The organism is Bacillus sp. PK6-16, from assembly GCF_056530295.1.
In genome coordinates, this window is the sequence record NZ_CP096511.1 from 802720 (window position 1) to 824695 (window position 21976).

A 21976-nucleotide genomic window follows, 5' to 3' on the forward strand; every position below is an offset into this window, starting at 1 on the left:
ACGAGAGAAATAAAGAGGGAATGGGAATGAAAGTAAATTCTGAAAAATGTATCCGTTTTAATTTTTGTTTACATCATCTAGTAAAGATTGTAGCATTTGCTGCGTTTTTAATCCTTCTAATCCATCTACAACAGGCTTTGTATCGCCTTGTACACACTTAATAAAATGATGAACAGCATCTTCAAAACCACGTTGTTTTAACGTCGTATCCCATGATGGGGAACCACTTTGTGAAACTGAGTTTTCCTGTTCAATTTCAAATGTATTCATATTTTTTACGCGAATGATTTTCCCTGGCGTTACAAGTTCAATTTGTTCTAAATTTGTACCGGCATGGCGATGCATTGCAGTAGAAAGTAACAGTCCACTTGGAGTTGTATATGTATGATGTCCGTAAAGAAGTTCATTCTTTTCATTGATTTGCATCATATTGTGAACGGCGTTAAGGTCATCATTAGCTAACCAGCGAGCGGTATCTACAATGTGTAAATAATCATCTAACATAGTGAAGTCGTACGTATATGGCCCGACTTTATTTGTACGATGCTTTTCAATTCGAATCCATGAAATATCATTAGCCTGTTCTTTGGCAGCGACATACATAGGAACGAATCTGCGATTAAATCCGACCATTAATTTTCGGTTATACTTCTCGCTTAACTCGACTAGTTGCTCAGCTTGTTCCACTGTAGCTGCTAGCGGTTTATCAACATAAACGTCGATCCCTTTTTTTAGAAGTTCAGAAACGATTTCATAATGCGATGCAGTTGAACTATGAACGAAGATTGCATCGCATTCCGAAGCTAACATTTCAATAGAATGAAAGTCTTGAATTCGGTATTGCTGGCAAACTTGTTTTCTTTTCTCTGCGTTAGGTGTAAACGCCCCTACAAAATTCCAATCAGTTTCTTTTGTAAGTGTTGGAAGATAGGCCTTTTGCGCAATACTTCCAAGTCCAATCATCCCAATTTTAGGTTTGTTCATGTTTATTCCCACCCTATTAATAGTAATGTAACGGCTTAAATGTAGCATAGGGTGGGGGAGGAAGGCAAAAATTAGCTTTTTACTTACGGCCTTCTAACAAAATCTTCTCTATCTCCTCAAAGTGATGAGCGCGAGCATGCTCTAGCGGGGTAACACCATCATTGTCTGGAATATTTACATCTGCACCGTGCTCAATAAGAAGGCGAATGACTTGTTGCTGTGTTTCGTTTCCGTTACTTAGTACGATGGCTTCCATTAAAGCTGTCCATCCCAGGTTATTTACATGATTTACATCAATATTTGTTCGAGTGAGGAGTTCTTTTATGACGTCAATATAGCCATGTTCTGAAGCTGGGATAAGAGCTGTTCCGCCGTAACGATTTGTAATCGTAGGATCTGCACCAGCATCAATTGTTAGTTTTAAAATGTCTAAGTAACCTTCCGCACCGGCGTATAGAAAGGGATTGTTTTTCATGTCATCTTGAATATTTACGTCAGCACCGGCTTTGATAAGCGCCTTTGCGGTTTTTACATCATTTTTGTATGTAGCAATCATAAGCGGAGTGCGTCCTTGACTATCCGTCGCATTTATATTTGCGCCTTGTTTTAGTAAAGATATAACAGTATTCGTTTCATTTTTTTCAGTAGCTGCTAGTAGTGCAGTCTCCATGTTTGCCATCTCCTTTTTTACTTCTTGTTCTTGCGAGCATCCTTGTAAAAAAATTACGCAACATATCATACTGAATGTTTTTTTGAACATGGAATTTCAACCTCCTAATTTCAACTGTAAAATAGGAACATTAAATTTTTATAAACTGACGCTAAAATTACTATAAAATCGCTTGAGTAATTGAACATATATTTTTATGCTTATAAATAATAAGGTTTGATAAAGTGAGGATTTAAGATATGTCTATTAAAACAAGGTTTTTATTTTCTTATATTGCTGTTATCCTCGTTTCCATTACGCTTATATTAGTCGCGGGATTTTTAATCGTTTTTTCGATAACAGGTGACTTGGAAGCAGTGAAAAATTTCTATAAAAGTTCTTATATTCAAAAGCCGCTTACACCAGAAGAAGAGAATGCCTATCTTGAGTTGAAGTCAGCAGCTAAACAGCATCAATCTCAATTGTTAGATGAGTCGTTTGTATCAGCAATAGAAAAAGAGGGTGTGAAAATAGTAGTAAGAAAAGGAGAAACACTTTCATATGCTTCAAACGTATTTGAAAGTGTATCTTTAAAAGAAGCCCTTCCGAAATTTGAATCAGCAAATATTAATAGTCGTGGTACAACGGAACTAGGCGATACATTTTATCGATATGTAAAGTTTGATTTTTATTTTCCTCAGGAAGAAGAGGGAAGTATATTTGTATTAAAAAAGCAAAGTTCATTTGTAGATCTTACACAAAAATTATTTCCAATCTTATTTGTATCTCTCTTACTACTAGCCATTTTACTCATTGGATTATTAAGTTACCTCGTTTCAAGAAGTGTAATAAAACCAATTTTTGTATTGAAAGGCGCAACGGAGAAAATTAAAGAAGGAAATTTAGATTTTCAAATACCAGTTACATCACACGATGAAATAGGGCAATTAAATCAAGGATTTGAGGAAATGAGGAAGAGATTAAAAGAATCGATAGAGATGCAAACACAGTATGAAGAAAATAGAAAAGAGCTTATTTCAAACATCTCTCATGACTTAAAAACACCGATTACATCAATTATCGGATATGTAGAAGGAATAAAGGACGGGGTAGCAAATACGCCAGAAAAAATGGATAAGTATTTAACAACTATCCATACGAAAGCAAGACATATGGATACACTTATTGATGAATTATTTTTATTCTCAAAGCTCGATTTGAATCGAGTTCCCTTTCAGTTTGAAACGGTTGAATTGAATACGTTTATGCAAGAGTTAATCGAAGAGATGCAAATGGATTTAAGTAAAGAAGGTATAGAAGTTAACTTACAATTACATGCATCACCACTATATGTAACGGCTGATTGCGAAAAAATCAATAGAGTTATATCAAATTTAATTCATAATAGTGTGAAATACATGGATAAAGAAGAGAAGAAAATTACTGTAATAGTATCGAGTGATAATAATAAAGTTATTGTGAAAGTGATGGACAATGGATCAGGTATAGAATCTGATACGCTACCTTATATCTTTGAACGTTTTTATCGTGCAGAACAATCGCGGAATTCTAGCACAGGTGGAAGTGGACTTGGTTTAGCAATAGCGAAGCAAATTGTTGAAGAACATGGCGGGGAAATTTGGGCGGAAAGCGAGCTTGGTAAAGGCACAAGCATTTTCTTCTCATTGGAAAAAGTAGAGGAATGTGGTGAGTAAATTGAAAAGAATTTTACTAATAGAAGATGAAGTAAGTATTGCAGAATTACAGCGAGATTATTTAGAAATTAATGATTTCCAAGTTGATGTAGAGCATTCAGGAGAAACAGGTTTACAAATAGCCCTGCAAGAAGACTATGATTTAATTATTTTAGATATTATGCTTCCGAAAATGAACGGATTCGAAATTTGTAAACAAATACGTGCTGTAAAAGATATTCCGATTCTACTTGTTTCAGCAAAAAAAGAAGATATAGATAAAATTCGCGGACTCGGATTAGGAGCGGATGATTATATAACGAAGCCGTTTAGCCCGAGTGAATTAGTCGCAAGAGTAAAAGCACATATTTCTCGTTATGAAAGATTATTAGGAAATGTAAGTAAGCAACGCGATACGTTATATATTCACGGAATTTCTATCGATCAACGAGCGAGGAAAGTTTTTATAAACAATGAAGAAGTGGCATTTACAACGAAGGAATTTGATTTATTAACATTCTTTGTAACACATCCAAACCAAGTATTAAATAAAGAACAGTTATTTGAACGTATTTGGGGATTAGATTCCGCTGGTGATTTAGCCACTGTTGTCGTCCACATTAGAAAGCTACGTGAAAAAATTGAAAGAGATCCTGCTCACCCGCAATATATTGAAACAGTATGGGGAGCTGGTTATCGTTTTAACGTGTAATATACCTGCCGAGTAATTGGCAGGTTTTTTGTATGTTATTCGAATGAAAAGGAAGGAATAGGTAATTTATGTTAAAATGTAAAGAGAAACAAAACAGAGGAGAGCATAGGGAGCGAGCTATATGTTGGGGGATATATTAAAAGATAATAAATCAAATAAGACTTTAAAGATTGGAACTAATATCGTACTTATCTTATTGATTATTGGTGCAATACAAATGTTTTATGATGAAGATTCTACGAATGATCATTTCGGTTGGTTCTTTTTTGCGATCTTTTGGGTAATTAAAAGCATTTCTAGCTCTAAGGTAAGTTTAAAAGATAGAGATAAAAAGTCGGTATTACTTGATGTGGGTTTAGTGGTTATTTCTTTTGTTTTTTTAGTTGTTTTTAGTGTGAAATATTTCTTTTGAAAAAAGCTCATAGTCGTATAGAGGCTATGAGCTTTTTGTCAGTGTTTAGGTTTTCTTAATAATAATGGTACTAACGATTTATAAAATGTTTGAGTAGTAGAAGTAAACTGAGCAGCTTCTTCTAAAAAAGGATAATGGTTGCTATTTTCGAATGGAATGAAGATAGAATTACGTATTCCATCATGTATCTCGATAGAATACTGAATCGGGCACTGTACATCATGGCTTCCACATGTAATGAGGGTCTTTGTTTGGATGGAAGGTAAATTCTCTCTTAAATCAAATGAAGGATATTCATTGGCGAAAGCATTCATCCGGCTAACGGACATTGTTTTATTAATTGGTTTACAAAAATAAGAGTTGTAGTTTTCTGGTTTATACAATGATAATTTTGTTCTCTTAGTAGCTAGTTCTTTTCGTTCTTCATTTGTAAGGTGAGGGCTTTTTAAGTTTTCGATGAGCTCTTGCATATAATGAAACTGTGGATGTGCTGGATGATAAATACAAAAGGGTGTTTCGGTATAGTTACTTGCTGCAGCTCCTGCTACGACTAATGATTGTAAGGAATGTGGATACGTAATTGCATATAAAAGTCCAAGCATACCACCTGTTGAATGGCCAGCGAAATGCCATGTTGGAAGTTGTAATGCTTCTCGTATGGCTTCCAAGTCGTGGATTGTTTCAATCATGCTTAATTCTTTTTCTGAATTGGCTTTTAACGAGTTACCAGCGTCTCGTAAATTAATGAGAAATACACGATGCGTAGCAGTAAAAACATCCGCAAAGTAATCACCCGTTTCATTAAATTGTGAATAGTGATGTGTAATGCAAAGGGGTTCGCCACTGCCTTTAGTAAAAAGCTCGAATGTGCCACGTTTCGTGTGAATCATTTTTTGCTTCCACATAATATCACGACCTTTTCTCTTGAACCACTCACCACTTAACGCCCTTACGGACTGTTTGAAGTGGGAGATTCCTAAGTACAGAAGCCTAGCGGCTTCTAATTCATTAGGCTATCCCCGTAGTCCCTACGGTTAGAAGCCTTAAAGCCTCATTTTTAAGATTGATACTTGCGTTAATATCTCTGTCGTGATGACTATTGCACGCAGGACAATCCCATTCACGAAGATTTAGATTCTTAACGTCTTTATTTTGATACCCACAACAAGAACATAATTGGCTTGAAGCAAATGTTTTGGATACCGGAATGACTTGTTTTCCATACCATTTTGCCTTGTATTCTAGCAACGTTCTAAATTGTGACCAAGATACTTCACTAATCGCTTTTGCTAACTTATGATTTTTTAACATATTCGATACTTGCAAATCTTCTATACCGATAACATCGTGGTTTTTGATGATTTCAGTTGAGATTTTGTCCAAGTAATCTTTTCTAGCATTAGCTATGCATTCATGAATTCTAGCTACCCTTACTCGTTGTTTATTCCAGCGAGAAGATCCTTTCATTCTTCTAGAAAGAACACGTTGTGCTTTTGCCAACTTCTCTTCCAATGAGCGAAAAAATTTAGGGTTTTTATAGGTTGTTCCATCTGACAAAATGGCGAAATCTTTTAATCCTACATCCATTCCAATATAAGAATGTGTTTTCGGAAGTTCTTGCACCTCTGTTTCAACTAACAATGATACAAAGTATCTGCCAGAAGGGTTCCGTCTAACCGTAGCATTTAAAATACGTCCCTTTACTTCACGACTTTTGGCAAATCGAACAAGACCTAGTTTCGGCAATTTCATTTTGTTTCCCACAACAGCAATGTTTTCATTTGTTTGTTTTGTGGTATAAGATTGTACGTTGTTCTTTTTAGATTTGAAACGCGGGGCACTGTTTTGTTTTTTAAAAAAGCGTGTATAAGCATCCGCAAGATTGCGAACAGACGATTGAATAGCAATACTATCCACTTCTTTTAGCCAAACAAACTCTTTCTTCATGGCAGGAAGTTTGGCAGAGCATGTACCATATGTCAAACCTTTTCCTGTTTCTTTGTATGCATTATCCCATAGAGATAGGAAGTGATTGAATACAAAACGAGAACACCCAATCGTTTTATTAATCAGGATCGCTTGTGCTTTATTTGGATAGATACGAAATTTATATGCTTTATTGATCATCCTTCGTTTCACCTCCATTTCGATATATGTCTATTATAAACCAAACATACATTCGATTGGTAGTGAAGTAATTATGACAAATTGTCCGGTAACACTTTACATATATCGAACAATTAAGATGACTTCCTGCCATCTCTTGTTCGAAGCCAATTCATCTCCCACCTACTCGCTGTGCTACGTCCTTCACGCTCCTTGAGGAAGGAGTCTTCTTGGCTAAATTGATAAAAGTTGGGCCACTTAATTATGAAATAAAATATATCAGCGATTATTAAAATATATCGACTTACCGACAGAAACCGACAATAAATAAAAGGAGGCTATTCAAAAACGAGCCTCCTTTTCGTTTAGTATAAAGATTTTGTCATATTATTCCGAATAATTTCAAGGGATTTCGCTACAGTTAATGCATTCTTTTCTTCAATTTCTGGTTTACGGGGGATAGGTTTATACATGTTGTCTGGATCTTCCCATGTGAGGGGAAGTTCTGTTTCTGCTTGTCCTTTCCAAGCTTCAATCCATTCTGGAGGGAGATAACCTGAGATGTTTTGGATGTTGTTCATTTCGAGCCAAATGAGTGCCCAAGCTCTTGGAACGACGCGCCAGTGATCATAGCCACCGCCACCGACAGCGATCCAGCGACCGTCGCAATATTCATTAGCAATTTCACGAGCGAGCTTCGGTATTTCGCGGTAAATATTCATTGTCGCACAAAGATGTGTAAGTGGGTCATAATAATGTGCGTCAGCACCATTTTGCGTTAAAATAATATCCGGTTTAAAGTACGCTGCAACTTCTTTTACAACAGTTCGATATGATTTTAAGAACGATTCATCTTCTGTAAAAGCATCGAGTGGAACGTTAAAAGAATAACTATAGCCATTACCTTGTCCGCGTTCATTTACAGCGCCAGTTCCAGGAAATAAATAGCGACCAGTTTCATGTAATGAAATTGTGCATACGTTAGGGTCATCATAAAACGACCACTGTACGCCATCACCGTGATGAGCATCTGTATCAATATATAAGACGCGTAAACCGTATTTCTTTTGAATATATTTCATTGCGATAGAACTGTCGTTATAAATACAAAAGCCAGATGCTTTGCCGCGAAAGCCGTGATGTAAGCCGCCGCCCAAATTAAGTGCGTGTTTTACTTTTCCGGAAAGAACAGCATCGACAGCTGTTAACGTACCACCAACGAGCAATGCGCTTGCTTCGTGCATATTTGGGAACATCGGTGTATCTTCTGTTCCGAGTCCATATGTCATCGCAATTGATTTTTCTAACTTTCCTTCTCCAGCACGTTTTACCGCATTTATGTACTCCTCTGTATGAACGTAGGCGATCTCTTCATCTGTAGCCATCCGTGGTGAGATGATTTGAGAGGGAGAGATGAAACCGCCCTTTTGTAATAAATCATACGTAAGTGTGACGCGCAGTTGGTTAAAAGGATGATCAGGGCTAAATGAATAGCCCCGAAAGTCATCCGAATAAATAAACGCGCTACTCATGCTTGCATCCCCATGATGTTTGGCCATAATACGCGGTAGCCTTCTGCTTCAAGTGCATCAATCACTTTTAGAGGATTCATCGTTTGAATGCGGAAAACGAGTACTTTATCATTCTCGTCTTTTGCTGGGTAGACGAGAACACTCACGATATTTATTTGTAAATCACTAAAAATAGCAACGACTTTTCCAAGAATACCAGGTTCGTTTTTTACTTGAATTTCAATTTGCGAACTTGGTTGATGTGCTCCTGTTAATTTTACTAACGTGTGTAATACTGTAGATTCAGAAATGATTCCAACTAACTTCCCGGCCTTTGTAACAGGAAGACAGCCAATTTTATTTTCAAAAAATAAAGTAGCAATTTCCTCAACGAAATCGAGAGGATGGCAAGTCATAACAGGATGTTTCATAATAAGTTCGAGAGGTTGCTGTAGCATATCGAGTGAAACTTGTTCATCTAGAATAGACGGACTTGCATCTCTTACATCCCGATCAGAAATAATGCCTACGACGTGATTATTTTGATCGACAATTGGAATGTGCCGAATGCCTTTCGTGCGTATCGTTCGGATTGCTGTTTCGATTGTATCGTTTGGATGTAATGTAACTACATTTTGATTCATAATTTCTTCTACAATCATTCCAGTTGCCCCCTTTATTAATACATAAAACGATTGTGAAAACGTAGACGATCAAAAGCTTGAATAGAATCCGTATCAACGCGTTTACCGATGCGGACCATTAAACAGTTGGCAGGATGTGAACAAATTTCAGGATCGTCTGTAGCCATCCATTGTAACCCGCCGGCATTCATCATCTTCTCCATTACTTTTCGGTATTCCCACACATTCAAACCTGTTTGTTTCAAATCCCAGTGCCAATAATATTCAGTCGTCAATATAATGTAATCTTCCATATAATCGTCCATCATAGAAACCTCTAGTAAGTTCTTTCCGACAGAACTCCCGCGGAAGGCTGGGACTACTTCAATTGCCCCAAGCTCAATTAAGTTTTCCATTTTTCCTTCTGACCATCGTTCAAGTGGATCAGGATACAAGTATGTAACATATCCAACAATTGTTTGGTCATGTCTAGCAATAATGAGACGAGCTTCTGGTAATTTAGAAATTTCGACAATTGCTTTATATTGTTGCTCGGCAGGACGAAACGCAATTAAGTCTGGATGAAACTCATACATTTCTAAGTTATGTGTAGAGACAGGACCTTCAATAATTAAAGTGCCTTTCGCTGTTTTTAAGTTTCTAGCATTATATATTTTTTTATGAATCAATGTATTGCTCACCACCTTGAGGGTTTGTGAATCTATTAATATCGTACTTTATAATATATGCGATGTGAATCGAAATTTGTCATTAAAAATTTGTCTAAAAATCAACAAATATACTGAAAATTTTAAATAATGTCATTATAATAGATAATAGAATACATAGGAGGGGGATGTAAAGTATGAAAGTAGAAACGCTTCCTGTCATTAAAGGAGAAAATAATTTGCCGAATTATGATGAGGCATACGCGAATTTTAACTGGGAAGAGGTTAATAAAAACTTTACTTGGAATGAAACAGGCCGAGTAAATATGGCGTATGAGGCAATTGATAAGCATGCGAAATCCGATCGAAAGAATAAAGTAGCTCTTTATTATCAAGATGGATCGCGAAAAGAGAAATATACATTTAAGGAAATGAAGGATTTTTCTAATAAAGCAGGAAACGTCCTTAAGAATTATGGCGATGTAGAAAAAGGCGATCGCGTTTTTATTTTTATGCCACGTTCTCCAGAGTTATATTTCGCACTTTTAGGTGCAGTGAAATTAGGAGCAATTGTTGGACCGCTATTTGAAGCATTTATGGAAGGCGCAGTTCGCGATCGCTTAGAAGATAGCGAAGCAAAGGTGTTAATTACAACGCCTGAATTATTAGAGCGCGTACCATTAAATGATTTACCGGCTTTAAAAACAGTTTTCCTTGTTGGAGATAATGTAGAAGAAGGCGGTAAAACGGTAGCGTTCAATCCGTTATTTGAACAAGCTTCAAAAGAATTACATATTGAATGGTTAGGCCGTGAAGACGGTTTGATTCTACATTACACGTCTGGTTCTACTGGTAAGCCAAAAGGTGTGCTTCATGCGCAAAACGCAATGGTTCAGCACTATCAAACGGCGAAGTGGGTATTAGATTTAAAAGAAGACGATGTATATTGGTGTACTGCTGACCCGGGCTGGGTAACTGGAACAGCTTACGGTATTTTCGCACCGTGGTTAGTTGGAGCGTCAAATGTTATTTTAGGTGGACGCTTTAGTCCAGAAGCTTGGTATGAAGCACTGCAAGATTACGGTGTGACGGTTTGGTACAGCGCACCAACAGCATTCCGTATGTTAATGGGAGCTGGACAAGACGCAATTAAAAAATATGACTTATCACAAGTTCGTCACGTATTAAGCGTTGGTGAGCCGTTAAATCCAGAAGTAATTCGCTGGGGTATGAATGCATTTGGACTTCGTATTCATGATACGTGGTGGATGACAGAAACAGGTGGACAAGTAATTTGTAACTACCCTTGTATGGAAATCCGTCCAGGTTCAATGGGTAAACCAATTCCAGGTGTGAAAGCAGCGATTGTTGATAATGAAGGAAATGAAGTGCCTCCTTACACAATGGGTAACTTAGCAATTGCGAAAGGTTGGCCATCTATGATGCGCGGGATCTGGAATAACCAGCAAAAATATGAATCTTATTTCATGCCGGGAGATTGGTACGTATCAGGTGACTCTGCCTATATGGATGAAGATGGATACTTCTGGTTCCAAGGACGTATCGACGATGTAATTATGACGTCAGGTGAGCGCGTTGGTCCGTTTGAAGTAGAAAGTAAATTAATCGAGCATGCTGCTGTTGCAGAAGCTGGTGTAATTGGTATTCCTGATCCGGTGCGCGGCGAAATTATTAAAGCATTTATCGCACTTCGAGCAGGATACGAACCATCTGATGAATTAAAAGAAGAAATTCGTCAATTTGTAAAGAAAGGCCTAGCAGCTCATGCAGCGCCACGACAAATTGAATTTAGAGATAAATTACCGAAAACGAGAAGTGGTAAAATTATGCGCCGCGTATTAAAAGCGTGGGAGCTGAATTTACCAACAGGTGACTTATCAACGATGGAAGATTAAGAGAGAAAGGTCTGAACGAAAAATGTTCAGGCCTTTCTTTTTTATGATATCATTAACTCATATATATAAGTTAAAGGGGATAGTATGATGAAAACAGAAAAGGAAAAGATGATACTAGGAGAAATGTACATACCGGCTGATCCAGTTTTAGTACAAGAAAGAGAGCAAGCACGTATATTAACGAGAAAATTAAATGATACGCCAGAAGAGCAATTGAAAGAGCGTAGCGAAATCGTAAAAGAATTATTCGGAACGACAGGAGATAATATTCATCTTGAATCTTCTTTTAGATGTGATTACGGCTATAACATTCATGTCGGTGAAAATTTTTACGCGAACTTTGACTGTACCATTTTAGATGTATGTCCAGTAACAATCGGAGTGAACTGTATGTTAGCTCCAGGTGTTCACATTTATACAGCAACGCACCCGCTTGATCCGGTAGAGCGCATAAGCGGATCAGAATACGGAAAACCAGTTACAATTGGCGATAACGTATGGATTGGCGGAAGAGCAATTATTAATCCAGGTGTAACAATTGGAGACAATGCGGTGATCGCATCTGGTGCTGTCGTAACGAAAGATGTGCCTAATAATGTAGTAGTTGGCGGGAACCCTGCAAAGATTATAAAAAAACTAAAATAATATTTGAACGAAGTGCCTTCCTCGTCTGTATACATTTATGAAAGAATAGATGAGGGAGGCTTTTATATGTCTAATAAATTACTTCTTACTTTTGCTGTAATTGGAATTATAGTTGTATTTTCTTGTGGTCTTTTCTTACCGATACCAATTGGATATAGAGTATCAATGCTTACAGCTGGAGTTATAATGGGTGTTATGTTTTCAATCATTATTCCATTTGATAGAAAACATATAGTACGGAAAAATGGATATAAAATTGATTTTACAAAAACAAAAGTGTATTTTCGCTGGAATGTATTTGACACTATTTCTATCTGCCTTGCGTTGTATGCATGCATATGTGTGCAAGCGTTAAATACTTTAGTTACTATGGGATTTACGATTCAAAACCCATATGTGCAATTTTTTACAAATCAATCACAATTGTGGATTTTTATTGCGATTGCATATTTAATTTCCCGTATTTCATTAACGTTAAAAGGAATAAAGGAGATCAAAAATCATGGCGCAGATTGGGATTGAGGAGGAGCTCATGCTTGCGTATCAAAGTGGAGATAAACAAGCGGGAGAAAGACTATATGTTTTAATCAAACCAGCGCTATACACATTTTTATATCGATTTAACCGAGATGAACAATTAAGTATCGATCTTGTGCAAGATACGTTTTTGACGCTAGAGCGTAAGAAACATATGTATGAACTTGAAAAAGGTAAAATAAAAACGTATTTATTTCAAATTGGTTATCGTCTTATGATTAATAAATTAAATAGGAGAAAAAAGTGGCGTACGCTTTTGCCATTTTTAGTGCCGATTCCGGAAAAAGAATTTTCTCACGAAGATCGGCTCACAGTAAGAGAAGCAATTTTGAAAGTTCCAGAAGAGCAAAGAGCGGTCCTAATCCTTTCTTATTATCATGACATGCAGCAAAAAGAAATTGCAGAGATATTAAACATTCCGATTGGAACGGTGAAATCGAGACTTCATAACGGGATAAAGAAATTGAAACAATTGCTGGAGGTGGACGAAATTGAGCGAAAATCCCTTTAAGAGTGAATATAAGTTAAAGCAACATTTAGATAGTGATCATGTAGAAATACCAGACTTTCCAAAAACGGTAAGTCGATTCGATCGATTAATCGGGTTTCTTGGTTCCCCAGCGAAAGATCCTGTGGAGGCGACCATTGGGAATGATTTATCGATTGTGTTTCATGTATCGTTATTAGTTGGGGTTCCAATTCTTTCTCTTATTACGATACTCTTTATGGTGTTGTAAAGGATTGACAAGAAGGGAAACCTGACCTCTATTTGACATGCCTATATAAATGATGGTATAAAGAAAAGTATATGAATAATTGAGCGTGGAAAGGGAGAAGTAGTGATCATTTCCCTGTTTTAGAGAGCTGATGGCCGGTGAAAATCAGCACATAGATGATCGCGAATTACGCCCCTAGAGCATCTTTTTTCGATTGAATTGTATTCAAAAGGGAAAAGACGGTGCTAAGCCGTTATGTAAATAAGGTGGTAGGCTTTTTTGGTCTGCAACTAGGGTGGTAACGCGATAATCAAAATCGTCCCTTATTTGAAGGGGCGATTTTTTTATGTTTTCAACTTTCACGCCAGTAATGAACTTAAAGGAGAGTATGTAGGATATGGGTATTTTACAAGATCTTGAATTTCGCGGTCTAATTAATCAGCAAACAGATGCTGAGGGCCTTGAGCAATTATTAGAAAAAGAAAGCGTTAAATTATACTGTGGTTTCGACCCGACAGCGGACAGCTTACACATTGGTCATATGTTACCAGTATTAATGTTACGTCGTTTCCAATTAGCTGGTCACCAACCAATCGCACTTGTTGGCGGTGGTACTGGTATGATCGGTGACCCAAGTGGTAAAAAAGCAGAGCGTACATTAAATACGAAAGATACAGTTGCTTACTACACAGAAAGCATTAAAAACCAACTTTCAAACTTCTTAGAGTTTGAAAACGTGGACAACCCAGCAACGATGGCTAACAACTACGACTGGCTTGGTAGCTTAGATGTAATTTCATTCTTACGCGATATCGGTAAAAACTTCGGTTTAAACTATATGTTAGCAAAAGATACAGTAGCATCTCGTTTAGAAACTGGTATTTCATTTACTGAGTTCAGTTACATGATTTTACAATCATACGACTTCTTAAACTTATACCAACAACATAATTGCCGCTTGCAAATCGGTGGTAGTGACCAATGGGGTAACATTACAGCTGGTCTTGAATTAATCCGTAAATCAGAAGAAGATGCGAAAGCATTCGGTTTAACAATTCCACTTGTTACAAAATCTGACGGTACGAAGTTTGGTAAAACAGAAGGCGGTGCAATTTGGTTAGACCCAGAGAAAACAACTCCTTACGAGTTCTACCAATTCTGGATTAACACAGATGACCGTGATGTTGTAAAATACTTAAAATACTTCACATTCTTATCTCATGAAGAAATTCTTGAGCTTGAAAAGCAAGTAGCTGAAGCGCCAGAAAAACGTGCAGCACAAAAGGCATTAGGTTCTGAAATGACAAAACTTGTTCACGGCGAAGAAGCATTAGAGCAAGCGATTAAAATTTCAGCTGCATTATTTAGCGGTTCTGTAGCAGAACTAACTGCAAGCGAAATCGAACAAGGATTCAAAGACGTACCATCTGTAGAACGTACTGCAGAAGATACAGTATTAATCGACTTACTTGTAGAAAGCAAAATCTCTCCATCAAAACGTCAAGCACGTGAAGATGTAACGAATGGCGCAATCTACGTAAACGGTGAGCGTACACAAGCATTAGACTACGTTGTAACAGAAAACGACCGCATCGAAGGTAAATTCACAATCATTCGCCGCGGTAAAAAGAAATATTTCTTAATTCGTTACTAATCAGAAACGAATATAAAACAAATAGTACCCCGAATTGTAGGCTGAAAATTCTATGATTCGGGGTTTTTTATGTATAAATTTAGATTGCCTCACGAGATCTTGTAAATAGAATATGAAGAATTAATACGAGCATATAAAGTAAGCTAATAAGCATAACAATAAATGCTGTTGGATAAAATTTTGCCGCATATATAAAGAAATCGATTTGATAAATATCTTCGTAATTTGAAACGGTGCCTTTAAAGTAATTCGTAAACTTGGCACTATATTTCCATTCATCAGGATCATCTATTAAATTACTTCCCTGATACCAATTAATAAGTGCGGAAGTAATAAACAACATACATGCACTACCCAACTGAACCATTTGATTTATTGTCAAAACGAATCAACCTCCTATTTAATGGTTATTATAGCGTGCATTCATATTCCTGTAACCTTTTTGTTGTAATCTCCTTTTCGAGTTCATACGGAAATCACATGTAAGCGGTATGATAAACGTATAACAATTAGAAAGGAGTGGTAAAACGAAATGTCACTAGAAGCGTTGATTATTTTTTCTTTGCTAAACGCGGGTCAACTTGCAGAGAATTCGAAGATGGATGTACATAAAGAGCAGAAAGATGCTTATGTATATATTCAAAAAGAGGAAAATAAATAATTTTAATATATATAAATAAAAGCTACTCGAAGTAACTGTTTTGGTGTCTTCGGTAGCTTTTTTGTATGCATAGGATTCAAATTTAGTAAGTGAGCTATTTAATAGAGGGTTTGTAGAAGAAACAAGTATAATTAATATGAACTGATAAATTGATAAAAATAAAACGTTATAAACAGGAGGATTTGTATGGAACATAGTGAGGCATCTCAAAGGCTGTTTTTTTGATTTAATCTTTTTAATATTAAGTCCCCCCTGTCAAAAAAAGTTTGTCCTCTGGGGAGGGTAGGTAGCGTAGGGGCACATCAATAGTTGCACTATTTTTTTAAAAATGAAGGGGGGTGAAATGTCTATGAAACTCTGTAAGTATTACATAATAAAAGCCACAACTCATGAAAAGACCTTCTAATTTATTGTTAGTTTATTTGATTAATATTCTTTGTCCACTTTTCGTAACTCTGACTGTGTAAGTCCATATGCCTCTGTTGTACAACCTGCTAACAACATAACAGGCATAGCTGAAGTTAATAGTTTACGTTTCATTGACATATACCCCTTTGTGTTATTTCTTTTTACTTAGTTCTTTTGTTGCTTTGTCTACTAACTCAGAAGCTTCGTCTAAATCCTTTTTAGCGAATTCAATTGTATCTTTATCATCCTCTTCTAAACCTGTCTGCATGTTTTCTACCCCTGATTTCGAGAATAACATTGCTTTACTTATGTTTATCGGTGTTTTATTGTCTTCAGCTAACTTATAATCTAGTTTATCAATCTTATCAATTAATTCGAAATAAGGTTTCGATAACTCTTTTAACTTTTCAGCCTTCTTCTTATTAGATTTTCTGCTATCTACAAGGTCTTTTATTTCTTCCGTTTGTTCAGTGTAATCTTTAAGTAAGTATGTTGCATTCTTATTATAGTCTTCTTTCTTGTTTTCTTTAACAGAAGCTTCCATTACTTCGTCTTTCTTTTTATCGTTTGACTCACAACCTACCCCTGTTATTAACAACATTGGAATCGCTAAAGTTAATAGTTTACGTTTCATTTTCTCATACCCCTTTAGTATTTATTATTCTACTTCACTTACACTTTGTTCGTCTAATGCTCGAATATCGTCTATTGCTTTACCAAACATCCCCATTGCTTCATTTAGACTCTTTGTACCAATGTCTGCCTTAGTCTCACTTATTTCGTCTACCGATTCTAATATCTTATCCCTTGACTTCTCATAAAGAATTAAAGACTTTTTCAATTCCATTTGCAAGTTTTCGTATTGTTTAGGCGGTTTAATGTCTTGTAATTTCTTAGACTCCGCATACACCTTTTCAAGTTGCGCTTTTACTTTTTCTTGGTTTGTTAGTAAAGTTTTATCCTTTTCCATAATCAGAGTTACTTTTTACATTTCCTTTGCAAAACCCTCTGCTTTAGTTTGTACTTCACCGAGATACATATTTAAAGACATGAACTTTCCCTCCCCTTACAAGAAAATAATACCAATTTAAGAGGGGGATTGTAAACGTAATATTCTGATGATTTAACGATTAAAGAGGTACTCGTCCATTAAGTTTTTTAATCTCATTCGGATGATCTGGTAATGAAGGGGTTTTTAAGGTTGAATGTAAATAGAAAAGGGAAGATATAGATTATGTGCAAATAAATACGTTGTAAAAATAATGTTAAGAAAAGGAGAGTATAGCAAAGAAAAATGAGTTATGGGATAGAATGTAGTGTTTTTAAGTGTTAGAAGAAGGGAGAGGTTTTTATTAATGTGGATAAAAAACAAATGAAATTCTAGAGAGAGGGTTAAGTTTTATTAACTATAGACTTGCAGTTCTTTTTTATTTTATTACATTAGTCTGTTTCTATACATATAATCGGCTATATTCAATAAAAAAAGCCCAGGCCCCTTGATAAACAAGGTTCCTAAGGCTTTTAATACGACTCTTTTCAGAGTACCGAGATTAACGAGAGTAGAACTCTACGATTAATGCTTCGTTGATTTCAGCTGGTAACTCAGAACGCTCAGCGTGACGAGTGTAAGTAGCTTCTAATTTGTCAGCATCGAAAGTTAAGTATTCTGGTACGAAGTTGTTAACTTCGATCGCTTCTTTAACAACAACAAGGCTGTTAGATTTTTCGCGAACGCTGATAGTTTGACCAGGTTTTACACGGTAAGATGGGATATCTACGCGAGCGCCATCAACCATGATGTGACCGTGGTTTACTAATTGGCGAGCTGCACGACGAGTGCGAGCTAAGCCCATACGGTAAACTAAGTTGTCAAGACGAGCTTCAAGAAGGATCATGAAGTTTTCGCCGTGCTTACCAGGCATTTTACCTGCTTGGTCAAATGTGCGACGGAATTGACGCTCAGTCATGCCGTACATGTGACGAAGTTTTTGTTTCTCTTGTAATTGTAAACCGTATTCTGAAAGTTTCTTACGTTGGTTAGGACCGTGAGGACCTGGTGCGTAAGGGCGTTTTTCTAATTCTTTTCCTGTGCCGCTTAGAGAGATTCCAAGACGACGAGACAGTTTCCAAGCTGGACCTGTATAACGAGCCATAGTTGACTCCTCCTTTAAAAATGTTTTTATTTACGTAAAATAAAAACAGACGTAATCGATATTTACGGGCATTTTGTTTTCATGTACCTTCGCTCCAGCAGCAGGGAGTTACGAGATACACCTCCGTAGAGGAACAAAATACAAACGATAAACTCACATTACAAGGCTGCCTTTTTATTTTACACAAACGCTATTATATCTTTTACCCAGAGTTTCGTCAAGCGAGTACGTTTTTGTTTTATGCATAAAAATTTTGGAAATTAATATAAGAAGGAATTTAAAACAATATAGAAGAAGAGATAGAAACACAAATAAAACGCTTACATAAAATGAAGGAAAACGTTCATCAAATTTTTATGGATGAATATGCGGCAATAAAAACATAAGGGGGATGTTTTTATGAAAAAGAAGCATATGGAGACAGCGTTAATTCATCACGGTTATACACCTGAGGAACATAAAGGAAGTTTAACACCACCTTTATTTCAAACTTCTACATTTACATTCGAGAATGCGCAGCGAGGAGAGGCGAGTTTTGCGGGAGTGGATCCATCTTATATTTACTCACGGCTTGGAAATCCAACTGTGAAATTATTTGAAGAACGTATGGCGGTGTTAGAAGGAGGAGAAGAGGCACTTGCCTTCGGATCTGGTATGGCAGCTATTTCAGCGACTTTAATCGGTTTTTTAAAGGCTGGAGATCATATTATTTGTTCAAATGGATTATACGGATGCACGTACGGTTTTTTAGAAGTGTTAGAAGAAAAATTTATGATTACGCATTCGTTTTGTGATATGGAGACAGAGGTTGATATTGAAAATAAAATTCGCCCAAATACAAAGCTTATTTTCGTTGAAACACCGATTAATCCGACAATGAAATTAATTGATTTAAAACAAGTGATTCGGGTTGCAAAGCGAAATGGCTTACTTGTTATTGTTGATAATACATTTTGTTCACCTTATTTACAAAGACCGCTTGATCTTGGCTGTGACGCTGTTGTGCATAGTGCGACAAAATATATTGGTGGTCACGGTGACGTTGTAGCAGGCGTAACAATTTGTAAAACGAAAGCATTAGCTGAAAAGATTCGCCCGATGCGAAAGGATATCGGCGGTATTATGGCACCGTTTGATGCGTGGTTATTATTACGCGGGTTAAAGACGTTAGCAGTAAGAATGGATCGTCATTGTGATAATGCAGAAAAAATTGTATCGTTCCTAAGAAAACATGATGCGGTAGAAGGTGTTTGGTATCCAGAAGGGGAGTTAGCATCTCGTCAAATGAAACGCGGGGGCGGTGTTATTTCTTTTTCAGTAAAAGGCGGAAAAGAAGAGACGCAAGCGTTTATTAATGATCTTCACTTTATTACAATTGCGGTGAGTTTAGGAGATACAGAAACGTTAATTCAGCATCCAGCAACGATGACGCACGCTGCGATTCCAGCTGAACTAAGAAAAGAAATGGGCATTTTCGATAATTTAATACGCTTATCAGTCGGTTTAGAATCGTGGGAGGATATCGTTTCTGATTTAGAGCAGGCATTAAAGAAAATATCTACTGTAAATCAATGAAAAAAGAGTGAGCTATCGGTTTTGTAAAGGGCGTACTAAATCGATAACTCGCTCTTTTCTTTTTACATATGTTTTAGGAGTGTTTCCACAAACTTTTCTAAATAGCGCTGATCTACTTCATCAAAACGATTCTTTTCAGGACTATCAATGTCAAGTACACCAATGACAGCTCCTTCTTTCACAATCGGTACAACGATTTCTGAATTAGAAGCACTATCGCAAGCGATGTGACCTGGGAATTGGTGAACGTCCGCTACAAGCTGCGTTGTTTTCGTTTCAGCTGCTACGCCGCAAACGCCTCGTCCAAATGGAATGCGTACGCAAGCAGGCATTCCTTGGAACGGTCCAAGGACAAGCTGATTTCCTTCTGTTACGTAAAAGCCAACCCAATTAACGCGATCTAAAAATTGGTTTAATAATGCGGAAGCATTTGATAAGTTTGCGACTACGTTTGATTCGCCAGTTAATAACGCATCCAGTTGTTTAATTACTGTCTCATATTGCTGCACGCGAGACCCTGCATAACTTTCTTTAGTAAACATGGAAACAGCTCCTTTTTTATCGAGATGTGTAAAATATTAGCAAAATACGATGTATTTCACATGACTTTGTCGATAGAAAATTAAAGGAATTTGTCTTAAAAGTCAAGAAATTTAAACTATAGCTGTTCAGTGAGGGGAAGTGAGCGCATGAAGCAGACGAAACAAAAAGTAATTGATGCGGCAATATCGTTGTTTAATACGAAAGGGTATGATGGAACATCGGTGCGAGACATTGCAAAGCGAGCGGATGTGAATGTAGCGAATATTTCATATTATTTTGCTGGGAAGCAAGGTTTATTAGAACAGCTTATTACTGATTTTTTAGAAGGATATATTCATGTGATTGAAATGTCGTTTGAACAGAGAGAGTATTTGTCGGCTAAAGATGTGATGGTGCAAATGGTGCGCGGGATTTTACGATATCAATTTGAAAATAGAGAACTAACACGTTTCTTCTACCGAGAGCTTTCGCTTGATACGACATTAATTCGTGAAGTGATGACCGTTTATTTTTCTAAAGAAAGATATTATATAGAACAAATGATTAGACAAGGACAAATGAAAAAAGAATTTCAGAAAGTATCATTTACAATGTTTATGACGCAATTAAAAGGTATGATAAATATGCCGTTTTTATATCCACAATATATATCAGAAGTACTGCATTCTTTCCCGTCTGAGACATTTTTCATAGAAATGTACACGAAAGAGATTGAGCAATGGATGGAACAAGCATTATGTAAGGCGAATATGTACCATGAATGGCCAAGAGCTGTTCATATGTGAAGAATCCCCACCTAACGAACTGAGGTGGGGATTTTTATGTTTACTTTTCTTTGCCATAAATTGTTACATAATAGCGCGATAATTGTTAATGCAGCTCCAGCGATTTCAATTTTATCGACTGTATAACCTCGAAAGATAGAACCGATCAGTGCAAGGATAGGAACTAAATTCATAAATAATATGCCGTTAATAGATGAAATATAGCGATTTCCCATATTCCAGCAAAATACAGCGATAACGCCTGCGATAATCGACATATAAAAGAGCTCAAAACGAACGCTCACAACTGTACGCAGTGACGGCATAGTAACTATATTTGTGTACGTTAAGAAAGTAACAATAACGATGAGTGAAATGGAGCCAAATAAACAAGTTAATGTCGTGTACCTAAGTGGTGACCAAGATTGAAAACGAGCACCCCCGTTTGTATAAATGACCCAGCAAGTAACGCCGCATAGCATCAATATATTTGTTGATAAGTGGCTTGCAGCTCCAAATAGTAATTCAATATTTCCTTTTGAAATGACAAGCATAACGCCAAGTAATGCAACGAACATACAAAGGAATGTATAGTTTTGTGGGCGGCGATTTTGGGTTATCCATTGCAGTGATAAGGCAATCAGTGGCATAAGGGATTGAATCATAGCTGCATGGATTGCTCCGGAAGGTCCGGCAAGTTGCTGTCCGTAGAAAACGAGAAAACCATACCCCGCGAAACCGACTGTCCCGTAAAAGAATAGAGAAAGTGTTCTTTTTTCTAAGCGGAGTGAAGTCTTTCCTTCAGTAATTAATAGCAAAATAAGAAAAATAATAGCTGCTGATCCATAGCGAAGCGTTGTGAAGAAGAATGGATCGATAAATTGCAGAGCACTTGCCATTACAGGAAACATAAATCCCCAGGCAGTGACGGCGAGTAAGCATAGAAAGGATCCGAGTAGCATTTGTTTTTTGTTCAAGAGTATCTTTCCCCTTTACATTTCGTTATAGTAAGTTGATGAAATAAGTATAAAGAGTAATTGTTTAT

25 protein-coding genes and 1 other annotated feature are annotated in these 21976 nt (G+C 36.7%); of the genes, 12 read left to right on the forward strand and 13 right to left on the reverse strand.

Annotated elements, in window-relative coordinates; all coding sequences use genetic code 11:
- Window positions 1–57: 57 nt before the first annotated feature.
- Together M1D66_RS04105 and M1D66_RS04110 are read right to left on the reverse strand one after the other, a co-directional pair.
- Window positions 58–984 carry a Gfo/Idh/MocA family protein gene (locus M1D66_RS04105; RefSeq protein ID WP_001039694.1) on the reverse strand — a complete coding sequence of 309 codons (927 nt, stop codon included), beginning with the start codon at window positions 982–984 and terminating at the stop codon, window positions 58–60.
- A gap of 79 nt (window positions 985–1063) precedes the next feature.
- On the reverse strand, window positions 1064–1744 hold the full coding sequence (locus tag M1D66_RS04110) for an ankyrin repeat domain-containing protein (RefSeq protein ID WP_000474105.1): 681 nt from the start codon (window positions 1742–1744) through the stop codon (window positions 1064–1066).
- Window positions 1745–1893: 149 nt separating this feature from the next.
- On the opposite strand from M1D66_RS04110, the gene M1D66_RS04115 reads away from it, so the two are divergent.
- From M1D66_RS04115 to M1D66_RS04125, 3 genes are all read left to right on the forward strand, one after another.
- A complete protein-coding gene (locus M1D66_RS04115) occupies window positions 1894–3348 on the forward strand; it encodes a sensor histidine kinase (RefSeq protein WP_000023874.1) in 1455 nt (484 codons plus the stop codon).
- Between the two features lies 1 nt (window position 3349).
- On the forward strand, window positions 3350–4039 hold the full coding sequence (locus tag M1D66_RS04120) for a response regulator transcription factor (protein WP_061457777.1): 690 nt from the start codon (window positions 3350–3352) through the stop codon (window positions 4037–4039).
- 121 nt (window positions 4040–4160) lie between these two features.
- Window positions 4161–4451 (forward strand): hypothetical protein, encoded by a 291-nt coding sequence (locus M1D66_RS04125; RefSeq protein ID WP_000900161.1) that lies wholly within the window; start codon window positions 4161–4163, stop codon window positions 4449–4451.
- Between the two features lie 38 nt (window positions 4452–4489).
- On the opposite strand, the gene M1D66_RS04130 is transcribed toward M1D66_RS04125, so the two are convergent.
- The 5 genes from M1D66_RS04130 to acuA all read right to left on the reverse strand — a co-directional run bounded on the left by M1D66_RS04130 (window position 4490) and on the right by acuA (window position 9380).
- Window positions 4490–5356: an alpha/beta fold hydrolase gene (locus tag M1D66_RS04130; protein WP_086386077.1), complete on the reverse strand. Its 867-nt coding sequence runs from the start codon at window positions 5354–5356 to the stop codon at window positions 4490–4492.
- A 103-nt stretch (window positions 5357–5459) separates the two neighbouring features.
- On the reverse strand, window positions 5460–6578 hold the full coding sequence (tnpB, locus tag M1D66_RS04135; RefSeq protein WP_086386078.1) for an IS200/IS605 family element RNA-guided endonuclease TnpB: 1119 nt from the start codon (window positions 6576–6578) through the stop codon (window positions 5460–5462).
- 344 nt (window positions 6579–6922) lie between these two features.
- Window positions 6923–8089: an acetoin utilization protein AcuC gene (gene acuC / locus M1D66_RS04140; RefSeq protein ID WP_000092826.1), complete on the reverse strand. Its 1167-nt coding sequence runs from the start codon at window positions 8087–8089 to the stop codon at window positions 6923–6925.
- Window positions 8086–8730, reverse strand: coding sequence for an acetoin utilization AcuB family protein (locus tag M1D66_RS04145; protein WP_000634583.1), 645 nt, complete (start codon window positions 8728–8730; stop codon window positions 8086–8088). The genes acuC and M1D66_RS04145 overlap by 4 nt, the downstream gene beginning before the upstream one ends.
- 17 nt (window positions 8731–8747) lie before the next feature.
- The gene (gene acuA / locus M1D66_RS04150; RefSeq protein WP_000581388.1) at window positions 8748–9380 is read right to left on the reverse strand and encodes an acetoin utilization protein acetyltransferase AcuA; all 633 of its coding nucleotides are present in this window, start codon (window positions 9378–9380) and stop codon (window positions 8748–8750) included.
- 176 nt (window positions 9381–9556) lie between these two features.
- Here acuA and acsA point away from each other — a divergent pair, with 176 nt between their 5' ends.
- The 6 genes from acsA to tyrS all read left to right on the forward strand — a co-directional run bounded on the left by acsA (window position 9557) and on the right by tyrS (window position 14827).
- Entirely contained in the window at window positions 9557–11275 is a 1719-nt protein-coding gene (gene acsA / locus M1D66_RS04155) for an acetate--CoA ligase (RefSeq protein WP_000862049.1), read from the forward strand.
- 84 nt (window positions 11276–11359) lie between these two features.
- Complete coding sequence (locus M1D66_RS04160) at window positions 11360–11920, forward strand: maltose acetyltransferase domain-containing protein (RefSeq protein WP_002026426.1); 561 nt, start codon at window positions 11360–11362, stop codon at window positions 11918–11920.
- A gap of 66 nt (window positions 11921–11986) precedes the next feature.
- Entirely contained in the window at window positions 11987–12442 is a 456-nt protein-coding gene (locus M1D66_RS04165; protein WP_000066457.1) for a hypothetical protein, read from the forward strand.
- A complete protein-coding gene (locus M1D66_RS04170; RefSeq protein WP_000057201.1) occupies window positions 12423–12968 on the forward strand; it encodes an RNA polymerase sigma factor in 546 nt (181 codons plus the stop codon). Before M1D66_RS04165 ends, M1D66_RS04170 begins: the two co-directional genes overlap by 20 nt.
- The gene (locus tag M1D66_RS04175; protein WP_001293778.1) at window positions 12949–13194 is read left to right on the forward strand and encodes a hypothetical protein; all 246 of its coding nucleotides are present in this window, start codon (window positions 12949–12951) and stop codon (window positions 13192–13194) included. The genes M1D66_RS04170 and M1D66_RS04175 overlap by 20 nt, the downstream gene beginning before the upstream one ends.
- Before the next feature lie 77 nt (window positions 13195–13271).
- Window positions 13272–13500: a binding site (T-box leader), on the forward strand.
- 70 nt (window positions 13501–13570) lie between these two features.
- Window positions 13571–14827 carry a tyrosine--tRNA ligase gene (gene tyrS, locus M1D66_RS04180; protein ID WP_000512092.1) on the forward strand — a complete coding sequence of 419 codons (1257 nt, stop codon included), beginning with the start codon at window positions 13571–13573 and terminating at the stop codon, window positions 14825–14827.
- A 79-nt stretch (window positions 14828–14906) separates the two neighbouring features.
- Here tyrS and M1D66_RS04185 read toward each other — a convergent pair whose 3' ends face one another.
- Window positions 14907–15209 (reverse strand): YjdJ family protein, encoded by a 303-nt coding sequence (locus M1D66_RS04185; RefSeq protein ID WP_000154632.1) that lies wholly within the window; start codon window positions 15207–15209, stop codon window positions 14907–14909.
- Window positions 15210–15359: 150 nt separating this feature from the next.
- On the opposite strand from M1D66_RS04185, the gene M1D66_RS04190 reads away from it, so the two are divergent.
- Window positions 15360–15488: a hypothetical protein gene (locus tag M1D66_RS04190; RefSeq protein WP_000050939.1), complete on the forward strand. Its 129-nt coding sequence runs from the start codon at window positions 15360–15362 to the stop codon at window positions 15486–15488.
- A 559-nt stretch (window positions 15489–16047) separates the two neighbouring features.
- Here the strand turns inward: M1D66_RS04190 and M1D66_RS04195 are convergent.
- From M1D66_RS04195 to rpsD, 3 genes are all read right to left on the reverse strand, one after another.
- Window positions 16048–16530, reverse strand: a complete 483-nt coding sequence (locus tag M1D66_RS04195; protein ID WP_000823777.1) for a hypothetical protein — start codon at window positions 16528–16530, stop codon at window positions 16048–16050.
- Window positions 16531–16554: 24 nt separating this feature from the next.
- Window positions 16555–16866: a hypothetical protein gene (locus M1D66_RS04200; RefSeq protein ID WP_049106949.1), complete on the reverse strand. Its 312-nt coding sequence runs from the start codon at window positions 16864–16866 to the stop codon at window positions 16555–16557.
- A gap of 580 nt (window positions 16867–17446) precedes the next feature.
- Window positions 17447–18049, reverse strand: coding sequence for a 30S ribosomal protein S4 (rpsD, locus tag M1D66_RS04205; protein ID WP_000135317.1), 603 nt, complete (start codon window positions 18047–18049; stop codon window positions 17447–17449).
- A gap of 399 nt (window positions 18050–18448) precedes the next feature.
- Between rpsD and megL the strand changes: the two genes are divergently transcribed.
- Window positions 18449–19624: a methionine gamma-lyase gene (megL, locus tag M1D66_RS04210; protein ID WP_000726563.1), complete on the forward strand. Its 1176-nt coding sequence runs from the start codon at window positions 18449–18451 to the stop codon at window positions 19622–19624.
- 62 nt (window positions 19625–19686) lie between these two features.
- Here the strand turns inward: megL and M1D66_RS04215 are convergent, their stop codons facing one another.
- Window positions 19687–20166 carry a GAF domain-containing protein gene (locus M1D66_RS04215; RefSeq protein WP_000494340.1) on the reverse strand — a complete coding sequence of 160 codons (480 nt, stop codon included), beginning with the start codon at window positions 20164–20166 and terminating at the stop codon, window positions 19687–19689.
- 147 nt (window positions 20167–20313) lie between these two features.
- Here M1D66_RS04215 and refZ point away from each other — a divergent pair, with 147 nt between their 5' ends.
- Window positions 20314–20952 (forward strand): forespore capture DNA-binding protein RefZ, encoded by a 639-nt coding sequence (gene refZ / locus M1D66_RS04220; protein WP_000814918.1) that lies wholly within the window; start codon window positions 20314–20316, stop codon window positions 20950–20952.
- 11 nt (window positions 20953–20963) lie between these two features.
- Here the strand turns inward: refZ and M1D66_RS04225 are convergent, their stop codons facing one another.
- Entirely contained in the window at window positions 20964–21908 is a 945-nt protein-coding gene (locus M1D66_RS04225) for a DMT family transporter (RefSeq protein ID WP_061457762.1), read from the reverse strand.
- Window positions 21909–21976: the final 68 nt, after the last annotated feature.

Bases quoted from the DNA above. Each gene is read 5' to 3' on its own strand.
- M1D66_RS04105 (WP_001039694.1), bottom strand. From the start codon at position 984: ATGAACAAACCTAAAATTGGGATGATTGGACTTGGAAGTATTGCGCAA.
- M1D66_RS04145 (WP_000634583.1), bottom strand. From the start codon at position 8,730: ATGATTGTAGAAGAAATTATGAATCAAAATGTAGTTACATTACATCCA.
- M1D66_RS04165 (WP_000066457.1), top strand. From the start codon at position 11,987: ATGTCTAATAAATTACTTCTTACTTTTGCTGTAATTGGAATTATAGTT.
- tyrS (WP_000512092.1), top strand. From the start codon at position 13,571: ATGGGTATTTTACAAGATCTTGAATTTCGCGGTCTAATTAATCAGCAA.
- M1D66_RS04130 (WP_086386077.1), bottom strand. From the start codon at position 5,356: ATGTGGAAGCAAAAAATGATTCACACGAAACGTGGCACATTCGAGCTT.
- M1D66_RS04190 (WP_000050939.1), top strand. From the start codon at position 15,360: ATGTCACTAGAAGCGTTGATTATTTTTTCTTTGCTAAACGCGGGTCAA.
- rpsD (WP_000135317.1), bottom strand. From the start codon at position 18,049: ATGGCTCGTTATACAGGTCCAGCTTGGAAACTGTCTCGTCGTCTTGGA.
- M1D66_RS04160 (WP_002026426.1), top strand. From the start codon at position 11,360: ATGATGAAAACAGAAAAGGAAAAGATGATACTAGGAGAAATGTACATA.
- M1D66_RS04170 (WP_000057201.1), top strand. From the start codon at position 12,423: ATGGCGCAGATTGGGATTGAGGAGGAGCTCATGCTTGCGTATCAAAGT.
- acsA (WP_000862049.1), top strand. From the start codon at position 9,557: ATGAAAGTAGAAACGCTTCCTGTCATTAAAGGAGAAAATAATTTGCCG.
- M1D66_RS04125 (WP_000900161.1), top strand. From the start codon at position 4,161: ATGTTGGGGGATATATTAAAAGATAATAAATCAAATAAGACTTTAAAG.
- acuC (WP_000092826.1), bottom strand. From the start codon at position 8,089: ATGAGTAGCGCGTTTATTTATTCGGATGACTTTCGGGGCTATTCATTT.
- tnpB (WP_086386078.1), bottom strand. From the start codon at position 6,578: ATGATCAATAAAGCATATAAATTTCGTATCTATCCAAATAAAGCACAA.
- M1D66_RS04215 (WP_000494340.1), bottom strand. From the start codon at position 20,166: ATGTTTACTAAAGAAAGTTATGCAGGGTCTCGCGTGCAGCAATATGAG.
- refZ (WP_000814918.1), top strand. From the start codon at position 20,314: ATGAAGCAGACGAAACAAAAAGTAATTGATGCGGCAATATCGTTGTTT.
- M1D66_RS04200 (WP_049106949.1), bottom strand. From the start codon at position 16,866: ATGGAAAAGGATAAAACTTTACTAACAAACCAAGAAAAAGTAAAAGCG.
- megL (WP_000726563.1), top strand. From the start codon at position 18,449: ATGAAAAAGAAGCATATGGAGACAGCGTTAATTCATCACGGTTATACA.
- M1D66_RS04110 (WP_000474105.1), bottom strand. From the start codon at position 1,744: ATGTTCAAAAAAACATTCAGTATGATATGTTGCGTAATTTTTTTACAA.
- M1D66_RS04195 (WP_000823777.1), bottom strand. From the start codon at position 16,530: ATGAAACGTAAACTATTAACTTTAGCGATTCCAATGTTGTTAATAACA.
- M1D66_RS04115 (WP_000023874.1), top strand. From the start codon at position 1,894: ATGTCTATTAAAACAAGGTTTTTATTTTCTTATATTGCTGTTATCCTC.